The 17,334-nt window shown below is 72.5% G+C and carries 17 protein-coding genes; 13 read left to right on the forward strand and 4 right to left on the reverse strand.

Translation table 11 applies throughout. The features are described 5' to 3' along the window. The first annotated feature begins 12 nt into the window (after window positions 1–12). The 9 genes from ACZ7OY_RS10030 to ACZ7OY_RS10070 all read left to right on the forward strand — a co-directional run bounded on the left by ACZ7OY_RS10030 (window position 13) and on the right by ACZ7OY_RS10070 (window position 7,556). Window positions 13–195 (forward strand): hypothetical protein, encoded by a 183-nt coding sequence (locus tag ACZ7OY_RS10030; protein ID WP_471910948.1) that lies wholly within the window; start codon window positions 13–15, stop codon window positions 193–195. Then, window positions 192–902 (forward strand): phosphoadenylyl-sulfate reductase, encoded by a 711-nt coding sequence (locus ACZ7OY_RS10035; RefSeq protein WP_471910949.1) that lies wholly within the window; start codon window positions 192–194, stop codon window positions 900–902. Before ACZ7OY_RS10030 ends, ACZ7OY_RS10035 begins: the two co-directional genes overlap by 4 nt. A gap of 2 nt (window positions 903–904) precedes the next feature. Continuing rightward, complete coding sequence (cysC, locus tag ACZ7OY_RS10040; RefSeq protein ID WP_471910950.1) at window positions 905–1,465, forward strand: adenylyl-sulfate kinase; 561 nt, start codon at window positions 905–907, stop codon at window positions 1,463–1,465. Beyond that, window positions 1,462–2,406, forward strand: a complete 945-nt coding sequence (gene cysD / locus ACZ7OY_RS10045; RefSeq protein WP_471910951.1) for a sulfate adenylyltransferase subunit CysD — start codon at window positions 1,462–1,464, stop codon at window positions 2,404–2,406. The genes cysC and cysD overlap by 4 nt, the downstream gene beginning before the upstream one ends. Window positions 2,407–2,408: 2 nt before the next feature. Next, a complete protein-coding gene (locus tag ACZ7OY_RS10050) occupies window positions 2,409–3,743 on the forward strand; it encodes a sulfate adenylyltransferase subunit 1 (RefSeq protein ID WP_471910952.1) in 1,335 nt (444 codons plus the stop codon). Between the two features lie 234 nt (window positions 3,744–3,977). Beyond that, entirely contained in the window at window positions 3,978–5,123 is a 1,146-nt protein-coding gene (locus ACZ7OY_RS10055) for an aliphatic sulfonate ABC transporter substrate-binding protein (RefSeq protein WP_471910953.1), read from the forward strand. 12 nt (window positions 5,124–5,135) lie between these two features. Continuing rightward, window positions 5,136–5,939, forward strand: coding sequence for an ABC transporter ATP-binding protein (locus tag ACZ7OY_RS10060; RefSeq protein WP_471910954.1), 804 nt, complete (start codon window positions 5,136–5,138; stop codon window positions 5,937–5,939). After that, the gene (locus ACZ7OY_RS10065; protein ID WP_471910955.1) at window positions 5,926–6,810 is read left to right on the forward strand and encodes an ABC transporter permease; all 885 of its coding nucleotides are present in this window, start codon (window positions 5,926–5,928) and stop codon (window positions 6,808–6,810) included. Before ACZ7OY_RS10060 ends, ACZ7OY_RS10065 begins: the two co-directional genes overlap by 14 nt. 5 nt (window positions 6,811–6,815) lie before the next feature. After that, window positions 6,816–7,556 (forward strand): sirohydrochlorin chelatase, encoded by a 741-nt coding sequence (locus ACZ7OY_RS10070; RefSeq protein WP_471910956.1) that lies wholly within the window; start codon window positions 6,816–6,818, stop codon window positions 7,554–7,556. A 103-nt stretch (window positions 7,557–7,659) separates the two neighbouring features. On the opposite strand, the gene ACZ7OY_RS10075 is transcribed toward ACZ7OY_RS10070, so the two are convergent. After that, window positions 7,660–8,688, reverse strand: a complete 1,029-nt coding sequence (locus tag ACZ7OY_RS10075; protein ID WP_471910957.1) for an ArsR/SmtB family transcription factor — start codon at window positions 8,686–8,688, stop codon at window positions 7,660–7,662. 56 nt (window positions 8,689–8,744) lie between these two features. Here ACZ7OY_RS10075 and ACZ7OY_RS10080 point away from each other — a divergent pair, with 56 nt between their 5' ends. Continuing rightward, complete coding sequence (locus ACZ7OY_RS10080) at window positions 8,745–10,109, forward strand: MFS transporter (RefSeq protein WP_471910958.1); 1,365 nt, start codon at window positions 8,745–8,747, stop codon at window positions 10,107–10,109. 61 nt (window positions 10,110–10,170) lie between these two features. On the opposite strand, the gene ACZ7OY_RS10085 is transcribed toward ACZ7OY_RS10080, so the two are convergent. Then, window positions 10,171–10,719, reverse strand: a complete 549-nt coding sequence (locus tag ACZ7OY_RS10085) for a DUF1697 domain-containing protein (RefSeq protein ID WP_471910959.1) — start codon at window positions 10,717–10,719, stop codon at window positions 10,171–10,173. Between the two features lie 227 nt (window positions 10,720–10,946). Here ACZ7OY_RS10085 and ACZ7OY_RS10090 point away from each other — a divergent pair, with 227 nt between their 5' ends. Both ACZ7OY_RS10090 and ACZ7OY_RS10095 read left to right on the forward strand, forming a co-directional pair. Further along, window positions 10,947–13,190, forward strand: a complete 2,244-nt coding sequence (locus ACZ7OY_RS10090) for an MMPL family transporter (protein ID WP_471910960.1) — start codon at window positions 10,947–10,949, stop codon at window positions 13,188–13,190. A 239-nt stretch (window positions 13,191–13,429) separates the two neighbouring features. Next, a complete protein-coding gene (locus tag ACZ7OY_RS10095) occupies window positions 13,430–14,293 on the forward strand; it encodes a phosphotransferase enzyme family protein (protein WP_471910961.1) in 864 nt (287 codons plus the stop codon). Between the two features lie 144 nt (window positions 14,294–14,437). Here the strand turns inward: ACZ7OY_RS10095 and ACZ7OY_RS10100 are convergent, their stop codons facing one another. After that, window positions 14,438–15,358: a LysR family transcriptional regulator gene (locus tag ACZ7OY_RS10100; RefSeq protein WP_471910962.1), complete on the reverse strand. Its 921-nt coding sequence runs from the start codon at window positions 15,356–15,358 to the stop codon at window positions 14,438–14,440. Between the two features lie 94 nt (window positions 15,359–15,452). Between ACZ7OY_RS10100 and ACZ7OY_RS10105 the strand changes: the two genes are divergently transcribed. Next, window positions 15,453–16,409, forward strand: a complete 957-nt coding sequence (locus ACZ7OY_RS10105; RefSeq protein ID WP_471910963.1) for a DMT family transporter — start codon at window positions 15,453–15,455, stop codon at window positions 16,407–16,409. 84 nt (window positions 16,410–16,493) lie between these two features. Here ACZ7OY_RS10105 and ACZ7OY_RS10110 read toward each other — a convergent pair whose 3' ends face one another. Then, on the reverse strand, window positions 16,494–17,216 hold the full coding sequence (locus ACZ7OY_RS10110; RefSeq protein WP_471910964.1) for an exonuclease domain-containing protein: 723 nt from the start codon (window positions 17,214–17,216) through the stop codon (window positions 16,494–16,496). Between the last annotated feature and the right edge of the window lie 118 nt (window positions 17,217–17,334).

Raw genomic sequence — 17,334 nt, forward strand, 5'->3', positions numbered from 1 at the left:
AGAGGACGTCCGATGAGTGAGCGCGCAGCCCCCTTCTACTGCCCCTACTGCGGCGACGAGGACCTGCGTCCGAACGAGGCCGGTCACGGCGCCTGGGAGTGCGCGTCGTGCAACCGCGCATTCCAGCTGAAGTTCCTCGGGCTGCTGGCCCGGGGCCTTCACGACTCCAACGCCGAAGGGGAAGACAGGACATGACGACCACTCGGCAGACGCGCACGGCGGCCGAGCTCAGGGCCCTGGCCGAGCAGGCGGGCCGCGACCTGGAGGACGCCCCCGCACTGGAGATCCTCCGGTGGGCGGTGGACACCTTCGGCGACCGCTTCTGCGTCACCTCCTCCATGGAGGACGCGGTGGTCGCACACCTCGCGTCCCGTGTGAAGAAGGGCGTGGCCGTGGTCTTCCTCGACACCGGCTACCACTTCCCGGAGACCATCGGCACCCGGGACGCGGTCGAGGCCGTGATGGACGTCGACGTCATCACCCTCACCCCGCGCCAGACGGTCGCCGAGCAGGACGCGCAGTACGGGCCGAAACTGCACGACCGCGACCCCGACCTGTGCTGCAGGCTCCGCAAAGTCCAGCCGCTGGAAGCGGGCCTGACGGAATATCAGGCCTGGGCGACCGGCCTGCGCCGCGACGAGTCCCCGACCCGGGCGAACACCCCGGTCGTCGGCTGGGACGAGAAGCGGCAGAAGGTCAAGATCTCCCCCATCGCCCGCTGGAACCAGGACGACGTCGACGCCTACGTCGCCGAACACGGCGTACTGACCAACCCGTTGCTGATGGACGGCTACGCCTCCGTCGGCTGCGCCCCCTGCACCCGTCGTGTCCTGGAGGGCGAGGACGCACGCGCCGGCCGCTGGGCCGGACGCGCCAAGACCGAGTGCGGGCTGCACGGCTGACCATGACACAGATTCAGGAGACACACGTGACGACCGGAGCCACCGTCTGGCTCACGGGTCTGCCGAGCGCCGGCAAGACCACCATCGCGTACGAACTCGCCGACCGGCTGCGGGCGGAGGGCCACCTCGTCGAGGTCCTCGACGGCGACGAGATCCGGGAGTTCATCTCGGCGGGCCTCGGCTTCAGCCGCGAGGACCGGCACACCAATGTGCAGCGCATCGGCTTCCTCGCCGAACTGCTCGCCCGTAACGGCGTCAAGACGCTGGTTCCGGTGATCGCGCCGTACGCGGACAGCCGGGACGCGGTGCGCAAGCGTCACCAGCAGAGCGGGGCGGCGTACCTGGAGGTGCATGTCGCGACCCCGGTCGAGGTGTGCTCGGTCCGCGACGTGAAGGGCCTGTACGCCAAGCAGGCCGCGGGCGAGCTCTCCGGGCTCACCGGTGTCGACGACCCGTACGAGGCGCCCGAGTCGCCCGATCTCCGGATCGAGTCCCAGAACCAGACCGTGCAGGAGTCCGCGGCGTCGGTGTACGCCCTGCTCAGCGAGAGGGGACTGGCATGACGACCGCTGCCGAGCTCAAGGGGGGCGAGGAGGGCACCGCAGGCCCGTACGCCCTCAGCCATCTGGACGCGCTGGAGTCCGAGGCGGTGCACATCTTCCGCGAGGTGGCGGGCGAGTTCGAGCGGCCGGTGATCCTCTTCTCCGGCGGCAAGGACTCCATCGTCATGCTGCACCTGGCGCTGAAGGCGTTCGCCCCGGCCACGGTGCCGTTCTCCCTGCTGCACGTCGACACGGGCCACAACTTCCCCGAGGTGCTGGAGTACCGCGACCGCGCGGTGGCCCGGCACGGGCTGCGGCTGCACGTGGCCTCGGTGCAGGACTACATCGACCGCGGAGTGCTCAAGGAGCGCCCCGACGGCACCCGCAACCCCCTGCAGACCCTCCCGCTCACCGAGAAGATCCAGAGCGAGCGGTTCGACGCGGTCTTCGGCGGCGGCCGCCGCGACGAGGAGAAGGCCCGCGCCAAGGAACGCGTGTTCTCCCTGCGCGACGAGTTCTCCCAGTGGGACCCCCGCCGCCAGCGCCCCGAGCTGTGGAACCTCTACAACGGCCGGCACGCACCCGGCGAGCACGTCCGCGTCTTCCCGCTGTCCAACTGGACCGAGCTGGACGTGTGGCAGTACATCGCCCGGGAGGACATCGAACTCCCGCAGATCTACTTCGCGCACGAGCGCGAGGTGTTCAGCCGCAGCGGGATGTGGCTGACCGCCGGCGAGTGGGGCGGCCCGAAGGACGGCGAGACGGTGGAGAAGCGCCAGGTGCGCTACCGCACCGTCGGTGACATGTCCTGCACCGGCGCGGTCGACTCCGCCGCCGTCACGCTGGAGCAGGTCATCACCGAGATCGCCGCGTCCCGGCTCACCGAACGCGGCGCCACCCGCGCCGACGACAAGCTCTCCGAGGCCGCGATGGAAGACCGCAAGCGCGAGGGGTACTTCTAGACATGAGCACCACCACGACCGAGGAGCTCTCGGCCACCACCCTGCTGCGGTTCGCCACCGCCGGCTCCGTCGACGACGGCAAGTCCACCCTCGTCGGCCGGCTCCTGCACGACTCGAAGTCGGTCCTCACCGACCAGCTGGAGGCCGTGGAGCGCGCCTCGGCCGGCCGCGGCCAGGAGGGCCCGGACCTCGCACTGCTCACCGACGGGCTGCGCGCCGAACGCGAGCAGGGCATCACCATCGACGTGGCCTACCGCTACTTCGCCACGCCCCGGCGCCGCTTCATCCTCGCCGACACCCCCGGCCATGTGCAGTACACCCGCAACATGGTCACCGGCGCCTCCACCGCGGAGCTGACCGTCATCCTCGTCGACGCCCGCAACGGCGTCGTCGAGCAGACCCGCCGGCACGCCGCGATCGCCGCCCTGCTCCGCGTGCCGCACGCGGTCCTCGCGGTGAACAAGATGGACCTCGTCGGCTACGAGGAGTCCGTGTTCGCCGCGATCGCCGAGGAGTTCACGGCGTACGCGACCGAGCTGGGCGTCCCCGAGGTCACCGCGATCCCGATCTCGGCGCTCGCCGGGGACAACGTGGTCGAGCCGTCCGCGAACATGGACTGGTACGGCGGCCCGACGGTGCTGGAGCACCTGGAGACGGTCCCGGTCAGCCACGACCTGGCGCACTGCCACGCACGCCTTCCCGTCCAGTACGTGATCCGGCCGCAGACCGCCGAGCACCCCGACTACCGGGGATACGCGGGCCAGATCGCGGCCGGTTCGTTCCGCGTCGGCGAGGCGGTGACGGTGCTGCCGTCCGGCCGCTCGACCAGGATCTCCGGCATCGACCTGCTCGGTGTGCCGGTGGACGTGGCCTGGACGACGCAGTCGGTGACCGTCCTGCTGGAGGACGACATCGACATCTCGCGCGGCGACCTGCTCGTGCCGAGCAAGGACGCGCCGCCCACCACCCAGGACATCGAGGCGACCGTCTGCCACGTGGCCGACCAGCCGCTGACCGTCGGGCACCGGGTCCTGCTCAAGCACGGCACCCGCACGGTCAAGGCCCTGGTGAAGGACATACCGTCCCGGCTCACGCTCGACGACCTGTCCCTGCACCCGCACCCGGGACAGCTGCTCGCCAACGACATCGGCCGGGTGAAGATCCGTACCGCCGAGCCGCTGCCGGTCGACTCCTACGCGGACTCGCGCCGCACCGGCTCGTTCATCCTGATCGACCCGAGCGACGGCACCACGCTCACCGCGGGCATGGTCGGTGAGTCGTTCGCCGCCCCGGACCCGGTCAAGGACGCGTCGGAAGACGACGGTTGGGACTTCTGACCATGAACACCCCGGATTACTACGCGACGTTCGCGAAGGAGGGCGGCCGTGTCGGCAGCGGCGCCCTCGGCAGCGGCGAGGGCGGAGTAGCGCGATGTGCGCGCTGACGTACGCGCACCGCCTGCGCGCCCAGTCGCCCCACCCTCCGTCCCGGAAGCGACGAAGACCGTCTGCCGACCTCCCGGCCACGACCTGAGTGACGTGACCGCCGGGCCAACAAGAGGACATCCTCCCGTGCCTGCCAAGCTCGCCCCTTCCCGGCTCCGCCCGAAAGCGGGCGCTCCCGCCGCCCTGCGCCGCGGCGCGGCCGTCGCCGCCGTCCTTCCCCTGCTGGCGCTCGCCGCGTGCGGCTACGGTTCGAAGGCCGCGGACCGGCCCGCCGACCAGCAGGTCGCGGCCGGGGCCGAGAAGATCGACGGCCTCGACTCCGTGAAGATCGGCTACTTCGGCAACCTCACCCACGGCACCGCGCTGGTGGGGGTTCGGAAGGGCTACTTCCAGAAGGAACTCGGCGCCACCGCGGCCAGGTACCAGGTCTTCAACGCGGGCCCGTCCGAGATCGAGGCGCTGAACTCCGGCTCGATCGACATCGGCTGGATCGGCCCGTCCCCGGCGATCAACGGCTACACCAGGTCCGCGGGCAAGGGCCTGCGCATCATCGGGGGTTCGGCCTCCGGCGGGGTGAAGCTCGTGGTCGACCCGGACAGGATCAAGTCCCTGAAGGACGTCAAGGGCAAGAAGATCGCGACCCCCCAGCTCGGCAACACCCAGGACGTGGCGTTCCTGAACTGGATCGCCGAACAGGGCTGGAAGGTCGACGCGGAGAGCGGCAAGGGCGACGTCTCGGTGGTCCGCACCGACAACAAGATCACCCCGGACGCCTACAAGTCCGGTTCCATCGACGGCGCGTGGGTGCCGGAGCCGACCGCGTCCAAGCTGGTCGCCGAGGGCGCCAAGGTGCTGCTCGACGAGGCCGACCTGTGGCCGGACAAGAAGTTCGTGATCACGAACATCGTCGTGCGGCAGGAGTTCCTCGAGCAGCACCCGAAGGCCGTGGAGGCGGTGCTGCGGGCCTCCGTCGAGGCCAACAAGTGGATCAACGCCAACCCGGACGAGGCGAAGGCCGCGGCGAACGAGCAGCTGGAGGCCGACTCCGGCAAGGCGCTGCCGGCCGCGGTGATCGACCCGGCCTGGAAGTCGATCCGGTTCACCGACGACCCGCTGGCCGCCACCCTCGACACCGAGGCGCGGCACGCGGTCAAGGCCGGCCTGCTGGAGAAGCCCGACCTGAACGGCATCTACGACCTCACGCTCCTCGACAAGGTCCTCGAGGCCGAGGGCGCCGCCGCCGTCGACGACGCCGGCCTCGGCGCGAAGTAAGCCCCGTACCCGATGAGTTCCCAGGAGGTGACGACCATGGCCACGACCTTCGCCAAGGCCGCCGTATCGGTGGAGTACGCGGCACGCATCGAGCATGTCTCGAAGTCCTTCGCCGGTCCGGGCGGACAGCAGCTCGTCCTGGACGACATCAGCCTCGATGTCGCGCCCGGCGAGTTCGTCACCCTCCTGGGGGCCTCGGGCTGTGGCAAGTCCACGCTGCTGAACCTGGTGGCCGGACTCGACCGGCCGACCGTCGGCTCCATCGCGACGGACGGCCGGCCCGCCCTGATGTTCCAGGAGCACGCCCTGTTCCCGTGGCTGACCGCGGGCAAGAACATCGAACTCGCCCTGAAACTCAGGGGAGTCGCCAAGAGCGAGCGCCGCGGCAGGACCGAGGAGCTGCTCGAACTGGTCCGGCTGAAGGGCGCGTACGGCAAGCGGGTGCACGAGCTGTCCGGCGGTATGCGCCAGCGGGTGGCACTGGCCCGCGCGCTGGCGCAGGAGAGCAATCTGCTGCTGATGGACGAGCCGTTCGCGGCGCTCGACGCCATCACCCGGGACGTGCTGCACGACGAGCTGACCCGGATCTGGGCGGAGACCGGGCTGTCCGTCCTGTTCGTCACGCACAACGTGCGCGAGGCGGTCCGGCTCGCGCAGCGCGTGGTGCTGCTGTCCTCCCGTCCGGGACGGGTGGCCCGGGAGTGGACGGTCGGCATCCCGCAACCGCGCCGGATCGAGGACGCCCCCGTGGCGGAACTGTCTCTTGAGATCACCGAAGTACTGCGTGGGGAGATCCGCCGTCATGGCCAGCACTGAGACGAGGACGACGGAGGCGGCCGGGAGCGTCGAGGCGGGTCTCGACGCGCTGGAGAGCTCGGTGACCGGCCGGCCGCCGCTGCGGCGGACCCTGCGCGAGAAGGTCCTGCCGCCGGTCGTCGCGATAGCCGTGGTCGTGGTGATCTGGCAGGGCCTGATCACCCTGAAGATCGTCGACGACCCCTCGAAGCTGCCCTCCCCGGGCGCCGTCTGGGCCGAGGTCCAGGACGCCTGGCTCAAGGGCACCCTGCTCGGCTACATCTGGACGAGCGTCTCGCGGGGCCTGCTCGGCTTCGCGCTCGCCCTGCTCATCGGCACCCCGCTCGGCCTGCTCGTGGCCCGGGTGAAGTTCGTGCGGGCGGCGATCGGCCCGACCCTGTCCGGCCTGCAGTCGCTGCCCTCGGTGGCCTGGGTGCCGCCCGCGGTGATCTGGCTGGGCCTCCAGCCGTCGATGATGTACGCGGTGATCCTGCTCGGCGCGGTGCCGTCGATCGCCAACGGTCTGGTCTCCGGCGTCGACCAGGTGCCGCCGCTGTTCCTGCGCGCGGGCCGCACGCTGGGGGCGACCGGCCTGCGCGGCACCTGGCACATCGTCATGCCGGCCGCGCTGCCCGGCTATGTCGCGGGACTGAAGCAGGGGTGGGCGTTCTCCTGGCGCTCGCTGATGGCCGCCGAGATCATCGTGCAGGCGCCCGACCTGGGCGTGGGCCTCGGCCAGCTGCTGGAGGTGGCCCGCACCAACAGCAGCATGGCGCAGGTGTTCCTCGCCATCCTGCTCATCCTGTTCGTCGGCATCGCGATCGACCTGCTGATCTTCAGTCCGCTGGAGCGGTGGGTGCTGCGCAGCCGCGGCCTGCTGGTGAAGGGCTGACGCCCGTGTACGGCAAGCCGGTTCTCCTCGTCATCGCCCACGGCAGCCGCGACCCGCGGCACGCCGCGACGGTGCACGCCCTCGTACGGCGGGTGTGCTCGCTGCGCCCGGACGTCCGGGTGGAGACCGGCTTCCTGGACTTCAACGTGCCCTCCGTGCAGGGCGTGCTGGGGTCCCTGGCGGCCGAGGGCGTCCGTGACGTCGTGGCCCTGCCGCTGCTGCTGACGCGGGCGTTCCATGCGAAGGCGGACATCCCCGCCGTGCTCGGCGACGCGCCGGCGCGGCTGCGGATCCGGCAGGCGGAGGTGCTCGGCCCGTCGCCGCTGCTGCTCTCCGCGCTGGAGCGGCGGCTGTACGAGGCGGGGCTGACGCCCGCCGACAAGTCCTCGACCGGGGTCGTACTGGCCTCGGCGGGGTCCACCGACCCGGAGGCGATCGCGGTGATCGCAGACATCGCGCGGGAGTGGCGGCACACCGGTTGGTGCGCCGTGCGGCCCGCGTTCGCCTCCGCCTCCCTCCCCCGCACGGAGGACGCGGTACGGGAACTGCGCGACCTGGGCTGCGAGCGGGTGGCCGTCGCGCCCTACGTCCTGGCGCCCGGCTTCCTGCCGGACCGCATCGCGCGGGGCGCCGCCGAGGCGGACGTCCTCGCCGAGGTGCTCGGCCCGGCTCCGGAGGTGGCGCGGCTGCTGCTGGAGCGCTACGACGCGGCCCGCAGACCCGCCCTGGCGGCCCTGGGCGCGTGACGCGTCCACCCGGGGCCGGGTGCCCGGCTCGTCCCGGCACCCGAGGGCCCGGCTCCTCCCGGTGGCCCTGGGCGCGGCCCGTCTCCCGGCCCTGCGGCGCACCTCATGCCCGTGGCCGAGGGCGGGACTCCTCGTCGGGTGACGGGTCCTGACGGCACAGGTCGTCGCCGAGCCGGGTGCGCGCGTACCGGACGCTGCGGCCGCTGCGGGTGCGGCCGAGGAGGCCCGCCGCATGAAGGACGGCAAGGTGCTGGCTGACCGCTCCCGGGGTGACGTCCAGACGGTGGGCCAGTTCGGTGGTCGAGGCCGGCTCGGTCAGCAGGCGCAGCAGACGGGCACGGGGGCGTCCCAGGAGGCGCGCCAGGGCGTCGTCGGCGACCGGGGGCGGACCCTCGGAGAGGGTGGCCCGGCCGCGTGCCGGATACATCAGCACCGGGGGCCGTGCGGGGTCGATCAGCTGCTGGGCGCCGCGGGCGAACATCGTCGGCACCAGGACCAGTCCACGCCCGTCGATGCTGACGTCGCTCCACGGGGTGCGCGCCGTGAAGTCCCGGGTGGACAGCAGCAGACGGCTGCCCGTCCAGGAAAGCCGCTCGTCGAGTCCCGACAGCAGCGCACCGGCGCCCTGCTCGGCCAGCACACGCCCCCGGTGGGCGAGGTCGGCCTCCAGGATGCTCTGCACCCGCGGCCACCAGTCGGCGGCGAGGCAGGTGTGCCAGTAGGCGTCGAGGGCGTCCGTGAGCCGGACGAGGAGGGCTGCGGGATCGGTGAGCCCCCGGACGAGAACGCGCGGGAGCGCCTCCGGGGTCCGGTAGGCGGCGTGGAAGCCGGCGACGACTGTCTCCGACGGGGTGGCACGCAGCAGGTCCAGCTCGTCGGCGAAGACCTGGCGGGCGTGGGCCGGGCGCGGGGTGAGGAAGTCCGGCACCCACAGCCAGGGAGCGACGAGCGCGGTGAGCATCTCGCGGTCGAGGCTCTCCAGGCCGGGGCGGATACGGCGCAGCCACGGCCGGTGGTGGGGATAGCGCGCGGGGTCGTGCAGGCAGCGCAGCGATAACACCGCCTCCTGGAGGGGCGAGTACGCGAAGGAGGTGGTGGCGAGGTCGCCGACGGCGAAGCGAAACTCGATCATTGAGTGCCACGCTAAATCATTGTCGGTGCCGGTCCCCGGCCGGGTTGGCTGTCTTCATGACCACGACATCGGCCTCCGAACCTTCCTCGGAACCCTCCTCCGAGCCCGACTCCGCCTCCGGCCGGGGCGGCGGCTCCTCGCCGGCCGGCCCGGTGTCCGGTGTGCCGCCCCGGCCCGTCACCCGAGCCGCCGGACTGCTGCCCGCCGATCCCGTGCTGCGCCGGGCAACGGTCCTGACCGCCTTCAACTCCCTGGGCAACGGGCTCTACTTCCCGCTCGGTGTTCTGTACTTCACCCGCATCGTGGGTCTGGACGCGACCTCCGTCGGACTCGGCATGACGGTCGCGGGGCTGGTCGGCGTGGCGGCCGGGATCCCCGCCGGACGGGCCGCGGACCGGTGGGGCGCCCGGCAGGTGGGGTCGCTGCTGTGGGGCGGCACCGGGTGCGCGACGGCCGCCTACGTCCTGGTTCACTCGTACGTCGGCTTCCTCGTCGCGGTGGTCTGCGCGACCGGACTCCAGGTGGCGAGCCGCGGTGTGCAGGGCGCGCTGTACGCGGACGTGCTGCCCGCGCCGACCCGGGTGGAGGCACGGGCGTATCTGCGCATGGTCACGAACGTGGGCATGGGCGTAGGTGGCGTGTTCGGTGCGATCGCCCTCCAACTCGACACACGCGGCGCGTACATGACGGTCATTCTGGTGAACGCGCTGTCGTTCGCGGCACCAGCGCTGATGGTTCGCCGGCTGCCGCTCGCCCCGCACGCGATCGACCGCGTTCAGGTCACGGCCGACGCTCCGGCCGCCGACCGCTGGCGTGCGGTGCGGGACCTGCCGTTCCTGGCGGTGACCGTGCTCAACTCCGTGCTGGTCGTGCAGTACACGCTCTCCGAGGTCGGTCTGCCCCTGTGGATCGTGCAGCGGACCGAGGCACCGCGCTGGACGGCCGCGCTGCTGATGATCGTGAACTGTGCCCTGGTCGCGCTGTTGCAGGTGCGGATCGCCCGCCGCGTCTCCCGGGTCCCCTCCGCGGTTCGGGCGATGGGCCGGGCCGGACTGCTGCTCGCCGTGGCCTGCGCGGTGTACGCGCTCTCCGCGGGCCTCTCCCCCGTGTGGGCGGTGCTCGCGCTGACCGTCGGCGCGGTGGTGCAGGTCTTCGCCGAGGTGCTGTCCGCGGCGGGCGGCTGGACCCTCGGCTACGAACTCGCCGACGCCCGCGCGCACGGCGTGTACCAGGGTGTCTTCGGCGCGGGTATGTCCGCCGGGATGATGGCGGGACCGGCTCTGGTGACGGTGACCGCGATCCGGTACGGCAGTGCGGGCTGGGCGGTGCTGGGCGTGCTGTTCGCGGTGGTGGGCCTGGCGGTGGCTCCCGCGGTGCGGTGGGCCCAGCGGGACGGGGACTGGCGGGGCGAGGCCGCCTGACCCGGCATCCTTCGCGGGCCGTACGGGACGGGACCGGCCCCGGGCACCCCCTGACGGGCGGTCAGCCGGTCAGCTCGACGAGCTTGAGGACGGTGTTCCAGTTGCGCGTGGTGGCGATCAGGCCCTTGGTGATCCGCGGTTTGGCGAGCTGTTCGGCGAGCCTGGAGCGGCCCAGGCCGTCGGGGGCGTACAGGTACAGGGCGCGGTCGCCGAGGCGGAACTCCTCGGGGAGACGGGCGGCCCGATCGACCGCGGCGAAGCGTTCCTCGTCGACCGGCGCGGAGAAGTACGTGACGTGCAGCTGCTTCGCCTCGAGTTCCGCGGCCGGGAACGGGCAGGCGTCGGCGACCGCCCGCAGATAGGCGTGGTCGCGCACGATGACGTCGACCGGGAAGCCGAACCGCTTCTCGATCGCCTGCGTGAGCTCGGCGGCGAGGGACGCCTCGTCGCCGTCGCCGTCGCCGGGGGTGAACACGGCCTGGCCGCTCTGGAGATGGGTGCGGACACCGGTGTGCCCGAGGCCCTCCATGAGGACGCGCAGTTCGGCCATCGGGACCTTCTTGCTGCCGCCCACGTTGATTCCGCGCAGCAGCGCCGCATAAGTCGTCATGACGCCAGCCTAGAGCGGTCCGTACCCCCGATCCGCACCCCGAGAGACGGGGATACGTGTAGGGGACCATCATCCTCCCCAGTGCGGAGCCGGCGCGGTCCGCCGGGATGAGCCGGGGCCGCCCCACCTCACCGGGCAGTACGACGAGATGTCTTTATCGGACCCATACCGTCGAGGGGAAAGGTGGCGGCAGGGGCTGTCACCGCGGACGAGGGGGCAGGCCCGTCATGGGGACTGGAGATGCACGGGTGCGGGGGATCGCCGCACGGGCCGGCGGCTGGAGCGCCCGGCACCGATGGGCGGCCGTCGGGATCTGGGTCCTGTTCGTCGTCCTGGCGATGGGGCTCGGCTCGGCGGCGGGCCGGGTCGACGTCGACGAGAGCGACCAGCTCAAGGGCGAGACCCACACCGCCGCGACGATCGTGAAGGACGCGGGGATCGCGGAGCCGGCCGGGGAGACGGTTCTGATCCAGAGCCGGGACGCCGGTGTCAAGGCCACCGACGCCGAGTTCCGCGCGACGGTCGCCGAGGTCGTCGAGGCCGTGCGGGCCACCGGCCGGGTCACCGACGTGACCTCGCCGTACGACACACAGACGATCTCGAAGGACGGCCGCAGCGCGCTGGTGCAGTTCGACATGCGCGGCGACGCCGAGACCGCCGGGGACCGGGTGGAGCCCGTCGTCAAGGCCGTCGAGGGCGTCGGCAGGAAGCACGCGTCGCTGCGGGTCGAGGAGATCGGCAGCGCCAGCATGAACAAGACGTTCTCCGACGCGTTCGGGGACGACTTCCAGAAGGCCGAGTACTCCGCGGTGCCGGTGGCCCTCGGCATTCTGCTCATCGCCTTCGGCGCGCTGGTGGCCGCGCTGCTGCCGGTGGCCCTGGCGATCACCGCGATCATGGCGACGATGGGCCTGATGGGCGTCGTCAGCCATGTGATGCCGATGAGCGACACCGCCAACTCCGTGATGCTGCTGGTCGGTCTGGCCGTCGGCGTCGACTACTGCCTGTTCTACCTGCGCCGCGAGCGCGAGGAGCGCGAGGCGGGCCGGGACGCGCAGACGGCCCTGCGGGTCGCCGCCGCCACCAGTGGCCGGGCGATCGTGGTCTCCGGGGTCACGGTGTGCGTGGCGATGGCGGGCATGCTGTTCACCGGACTCGCCGGGTTCGAGGCGATGGGCCTGGCCTCGCTGATGGTCGTGGCCGTCGCCATGGTCGGTTCGGTGACGGTGCTGCCCGCGCTGCTGTCCCTGCTGGGCGAGCGGGTCGAGGCGGGCCGGATCCCGTTCCTGAACCGCCGCCGGTCCGGCAGCGGGGACAGCCGGTTCTGGGGCGCGGTCCTCAAGGGCGTACTGGCCAGGCCGGTCCTCTCCGTCGTGGTCGCGGCCGGCGCGCTGCTGGCGATCGCGGCCCCCGCGGTCGGCATGAAGACCCAGAACCTCACCCTGGACCAGGAGTTCGGCGACTCGCTGTCCATCGTGCAGACCTACAACCGCGTCAACGAGGCCTTCCCCGGCGGCTCCGAGCCGGCCGAGGTCGTCGTCAAGGCCCGGGACATCAACGCCCCGGACGTGAAGGACGCGCTCGCGCAGTTCAAGGAGCGGGCGATCACCTCGGGCGCCTCGCGCGGCCCGGTCGAGATCAAGCTGCACGACGCGCAGAACATCGCCTTCGTCTACGTACCGCTGGTCGGCGGCTCCGACCAGGACAGGGCGAGCGCGAGCCTGGAGAAGCTGCGCGACGAGGTACGGCCCGCCACGCTCGGCAAGGTCGACGGCCTCCAGGCGCCGATCACCGGGAACGTCGCGGGCAACCACGACTTCAACGACCAGCTGCTCGGTTCGGTCGCCCCGGTCTTCGGGTTCGTGGTCGTCTTCGCCTTCCTGCTGATGCTGGTGTCGTTCCGCTCCCTGACCGTCGCGATCACCTCGATCGCGCTGAACCTGCTCTCGGTGGGCGCGGCGTACGGCATCCTCGTGGCCGTCTTCCAGCACGGCTGGGGCGCCTCGCTGGTGGGCGCGGAGGGCGTCGGCGCCATCGTCACCTGGCTGCCGCTGTTCCTCTTCGTGATCCTGTTCGGCCTGTCGATGGACTACCACGTGTTCGTGGTCTCGCGGATCCGCGAGGCGCGGCTGCGCGGCCGTACGACGACGGACGCGATCCGGCACGGCGTGGTCACCACGGCCGGTGTGGTGACCAGTGCCGCCGTCATCATGGTCGCCGTGTTCGCGATCTTCGGAACGCTGTCCATGCAGTCCATGAAGCAGATGGGTGTCGGCCTCGCGGCCGCGGTGCTCATCGACGCGACCGTCATCCGTGGTGTGCTGCTGCCCGCGGTCATGGCGCTGCTGGGTGAGCGCAACTGGTACCTGCCCAAGTGGCTGGACCGGATGCCCGACCTCACCCACGACGAGGCACCCGAGGCCGTGACCGCCCCGTCGGTCACCGACGGGGGTGAGCCGATCCGGGTGTGAGCCGATCCGGTACGACGCACGGCGGGGCGGGTCCGCCGGTCTCCTCGGGGAGACCGGCGGGCCCGCCGCGCTGTTCGGCCCACGGGCCCGCGGCACCGGTCCGACCTGTACGGATGCGAGACTGGCCGACGATCGGCCGGAGCCCTGCGCAGGTCGCGCCGCCGGGCCGGGCAGCCGGATCCGGCCCGCCCGGACGGCAGGTACGGACACACCGGCGAAGACGGAAGCGGAGGCGGACGATGGACGAGGCACGGGCCCGCGAGGTACTGGCGGCGGCGGGGGTGTCGCCGCGACCGGCCGGGGACGCGGAGCTGCTCGCCCTGGGCGAGAACGCGGTGTTCGCCGTCGGCGGCCTGGTGGTCAAGGTGGGACGCGACGCCGAACTCCTCGAGCGGGCCCGGCGCGAACTGGCCGTCGCGGCCTGGCTCGCCGAGGCGGACGTCCCGGCGGTGCGCGCGGCCGAGCCCCGGGCCGAGCTGGTGTCGGGGCACCCGGTGACGGTGTGGCACCGGCTGCCCGACCCGGTACGGCCCGCCGAGCCGCGTGATCTGGCCGAACTGCTCCGGGTCGTCCACGCCCTGCCCTCCCCCGGCTTCGCCCTGCCGCCGCGCGAACTGCTGGGCGGGGTGGAGCGCTGGCTGCGGCTGGCCGGTGACGCGATCGACCCGGCGGACGCGGCGTATCTGCGGGCCCGCCGCGACGGCTTCGCGGCCGCCTCGGCGGCGCTCGTGCCGCAGCTGCCGTCCGGCCCGATCCACGGCGACGCGCTGCCGCGCAACGTGCACATCGGGCCACAGGGTCCGGTCCTGGTCGACCTGGAGACGTTCTCCGCCGATCTGCGCGAGCACGACCTGGTGGTGATGGCGCTCTCCCGGGACCGCTACGGGCTGCCGGCCGAGGCGTACGACTCCTTCACCGCGGCCTACGGCTGGGACGTGCGCACCTGGGCGGGCTGCTCGGTGCTGCGCGGCGCCCGGGAGACCGCGAGCTGTGCCTGGGTCGCTCAGCACGCCCCGAGCAACCCCAAGGCGCTCGCCGAGTTCCGGCGCCGGGTGGCGTCGCTGCGGGACGGGGACGAGTCGGTGCGCTGGTATCCCTTCTGAGACGTTCCGAGACATGGGCCTGAGACGTCGGGCCTGAGACGTCGGGCCCGAGGCGTGGGGGCCGGGACATGGGGCCCGGGGCCCGAGGCGGGAGACCCGCCGGGCGCCGGGGCGGGGGCGACCCGGTGACCGGGGACGAGGACGTCAGCCGTCGGACGGCCGGGCGTCGCGGTCCTGGATCGTGCGGGCGGCGCGGCGCAGTTCGGCCAGGACCGTGCGGACCGCCGTACGGGCCGTGCGCTCGGGCCGGCACAGGACGTCGATGTGCCGGCTGGCCTGGACACCGCTGAGCGGGCGCAGCACCAGGGCCGGGTGCGGGCGCATGGTCAGGCGGGGCAGCAGCGCGATGCCGCCCCCGGCGGCGACGGCCTCGGCGACCACCGTGAACTCGTTGATGCGGTGCACCAGCCGGAGCCGGCGGCCGGCCGCCGCGGCGATCGCCTCCACGGTCGCCAGGACGGGGAAGCCGTCGTGCGCGGTGATCCACGGTTCGCCCGCCACGTCGAGCGGTGTCACCCGCTGTTTCGCCGCGAGCGGATGGCCGACGGGCATCGCCACGTCGAGCGGCTCGCGCAGCAACGGGGTCACCGTCACCGTGCGCGGCCACGGCGGGGCGTGGTCGAGCCGGTGGGCGACGACAAGGTCGTACTCGCGGGTCAGCCGTGGGAAGTCCTCCTGCGGCACGTCCGCGTCCGCGCAGGCGAGTGCGGGTGCGCCGGGACCGGCGCAGGCCCTGAGCAGCATCGGGAACAGGGCCAGGCCCGCGCTGTGGAACGCCGCCACCGACACCTCGCCGTCCGGTCGGCCGACGAACTCCGCCACCGCGTGCCGGGCCCGGGCCAGCGCGGTCTCCACCTCGACGGCCGCGCCCGCCAGCGCCTGGCCGGCGTCGGTGAGGGCCAGCCGCCGGCCCTGGCGCTCGGTGAGCGGCACCGGGACCGAGCGCTGGAGCAGCCGCAGCTGCTGCGAGATCGCCGAGGGGGTCACCAGCAGCGCCTCGGCGACCGCGGTGACGCTGCCCAGCTCGCCGAGCTCCCGTAGGATCCGCAACTGCCGTTCGTCCATTTTCCCAGTTTAGAGCCATAGTGAAGGACTCCTAAAAGATCATTTTAGAAACTGGTTCTGGGCTTCAGGGACGTCCGCGGTGCACGGTGGGCGGGTGTCCGAAACCCGCCGTACCGATGCGGTACTCCTCCTGGTCGCGCTCGTCTGGGGATCCAGTTATCTGTCCGCCCAGACCGCCGTCTCCGCGCTGCCCGTGCTCACCGTCCTGTTCGCGCGGTACGCGCTGTCCTCGGTGGCCTGTCTGGGGGTGATGGGGGCCGGCCGCCGCGGACAGCGCCGGTGGACCCGCGACGAGGTCCGGGCGGGGGTGCCGCTGGGGCTGACCCAGGCCATGGTGCTGGTGGTGGAGACGTACGGGGTCGCCCACACCAGCGCCGCCAACGCGGGCCTGATCATCAGCCTGGCCATCGTCCTCACCCCGCTGCTCGACCGGTCGGGTCATCCCGGCGGGCTGCCGCCCGCCTTCTACGCCGCCGCCGGTGTCTGTGTCCTGGCCGTCGGTCTGCTGATGTCGGACAACGGCTTCCAGGCGCCGCGCCTCGGTGATCTGCTGATGCTGGCCGCGGCCGGGCTGCGGGCGGTGCATGTGGCGCTCGTCGGCCGGTTCACCGCGCGCCGCGCCGTCCGGCCCCTGCATCTGACCACGCTCCAGACGCTGGTCGGCACGGCGCTGTTCCTGCCCGCTGCCGCCGTCACCGGGCTGTCCGGTCTGGTCCGGGCCGACGGCGCGACCTGGACGCAGCTGCTGTATCTCGCACTGTTCTGCAGTGTGTTCGCGTTCCTCGCGCAGACCTGGGCGGTGCAGCGCACCTCCGCCAGCCGGGCCAGCCTGCTGCTGGGGACGGAGCCGGTCTGGGCCGCGCTGATCGGTGTCGTCCTGGGCGGCGAGCACCTCGGCCCGCTCACCGGTCTGGGCGCGGCCCTGATGGTGGCCGGCACCTACTGGGGGCAGTCGGTGGAACGCGCCCACCGCGCCCACCGCGCACAACAGGACCCCTCGGGCCGGACCACGACAGCCACGGCACCTACGACTACGACTACGACCGTCTGATCGCCCTGCTCGGCACCGCTCAGGTCGGCTGCCGGCTCGTCGGCCACGAGCGCATCGTGCGCCTCGCCCGACCCGGGCGGCCGCTCAGACCCGGTGCTCCGCCGGTTCCCGCAGCGGCCAGGTGCCGTCCACCACCGCCTGCGCGTCGCCCTTGCGGCGCAGGAAGCTCTGGAAGTCGGCCGCCCAGTCGGCGTACCACTCGATCTGGCGGCGGTGCAGCTCCGCCGGACCGAGCGCCGCCACCTTGGGGTGCCGCTCCGCTATCGCGCAGGCCAGCCGGGCCGCGGCGAGGGCGTCGGCGGCGGCGTCGTGCGCGGCGTCGAGGACGACGCCGTACTCCGCGCAGACCGCCTCCAGGTTGCGCTTGCCGGGGCGGTAGCGGTCGACCCGGCGGTCGATGGTGTACGGGTCGATCACCGGGGCGGGGTCGAGGCCGCCGAGCCGGTCGCGCAGGGACGGCAGCCCGTGCCGGCGCAGTTCGGCGGAGAGCAGGCTCAGATCGAAGGCCGCGTTGTACGCGACGACCGGGACGCCGGTCTTCCAGTACGTCGTCAGGACGTCCGCGATCGCGTCGGCGACCCGGTCGGCCGGCCGGCCCTCGGCGCTCGCGCGTTCGTTGCTTATGCCGTGCACGGCGACCGCGTCCGCCGGGATCTCCACGCCCGGGTCCGCCAGCCACTCACGCCGCCCCAGGAACTGTCCGCCCCTGACCTCGATCACGGCCCCCGTGACGATACGTGCCTCCCGGGGATCCGTCCCCGTGGTCTCCAGGTCGAAGCCGATCAACAGCTCGCGGTGCCAGGCCATGATGGCCCCCCTTCTCGGTGGTGCTTTCCCCCTGTGCTCCACACGATCGCACGCGCCACTGACAATCCGAGGACCGCGTTCCGCCGCCCGGCCCGGGCCGGCCGCCCCGATGACGGAC

This window comes from Streptomyces sp. NPDC107559, from assembly GCF_055657365.1.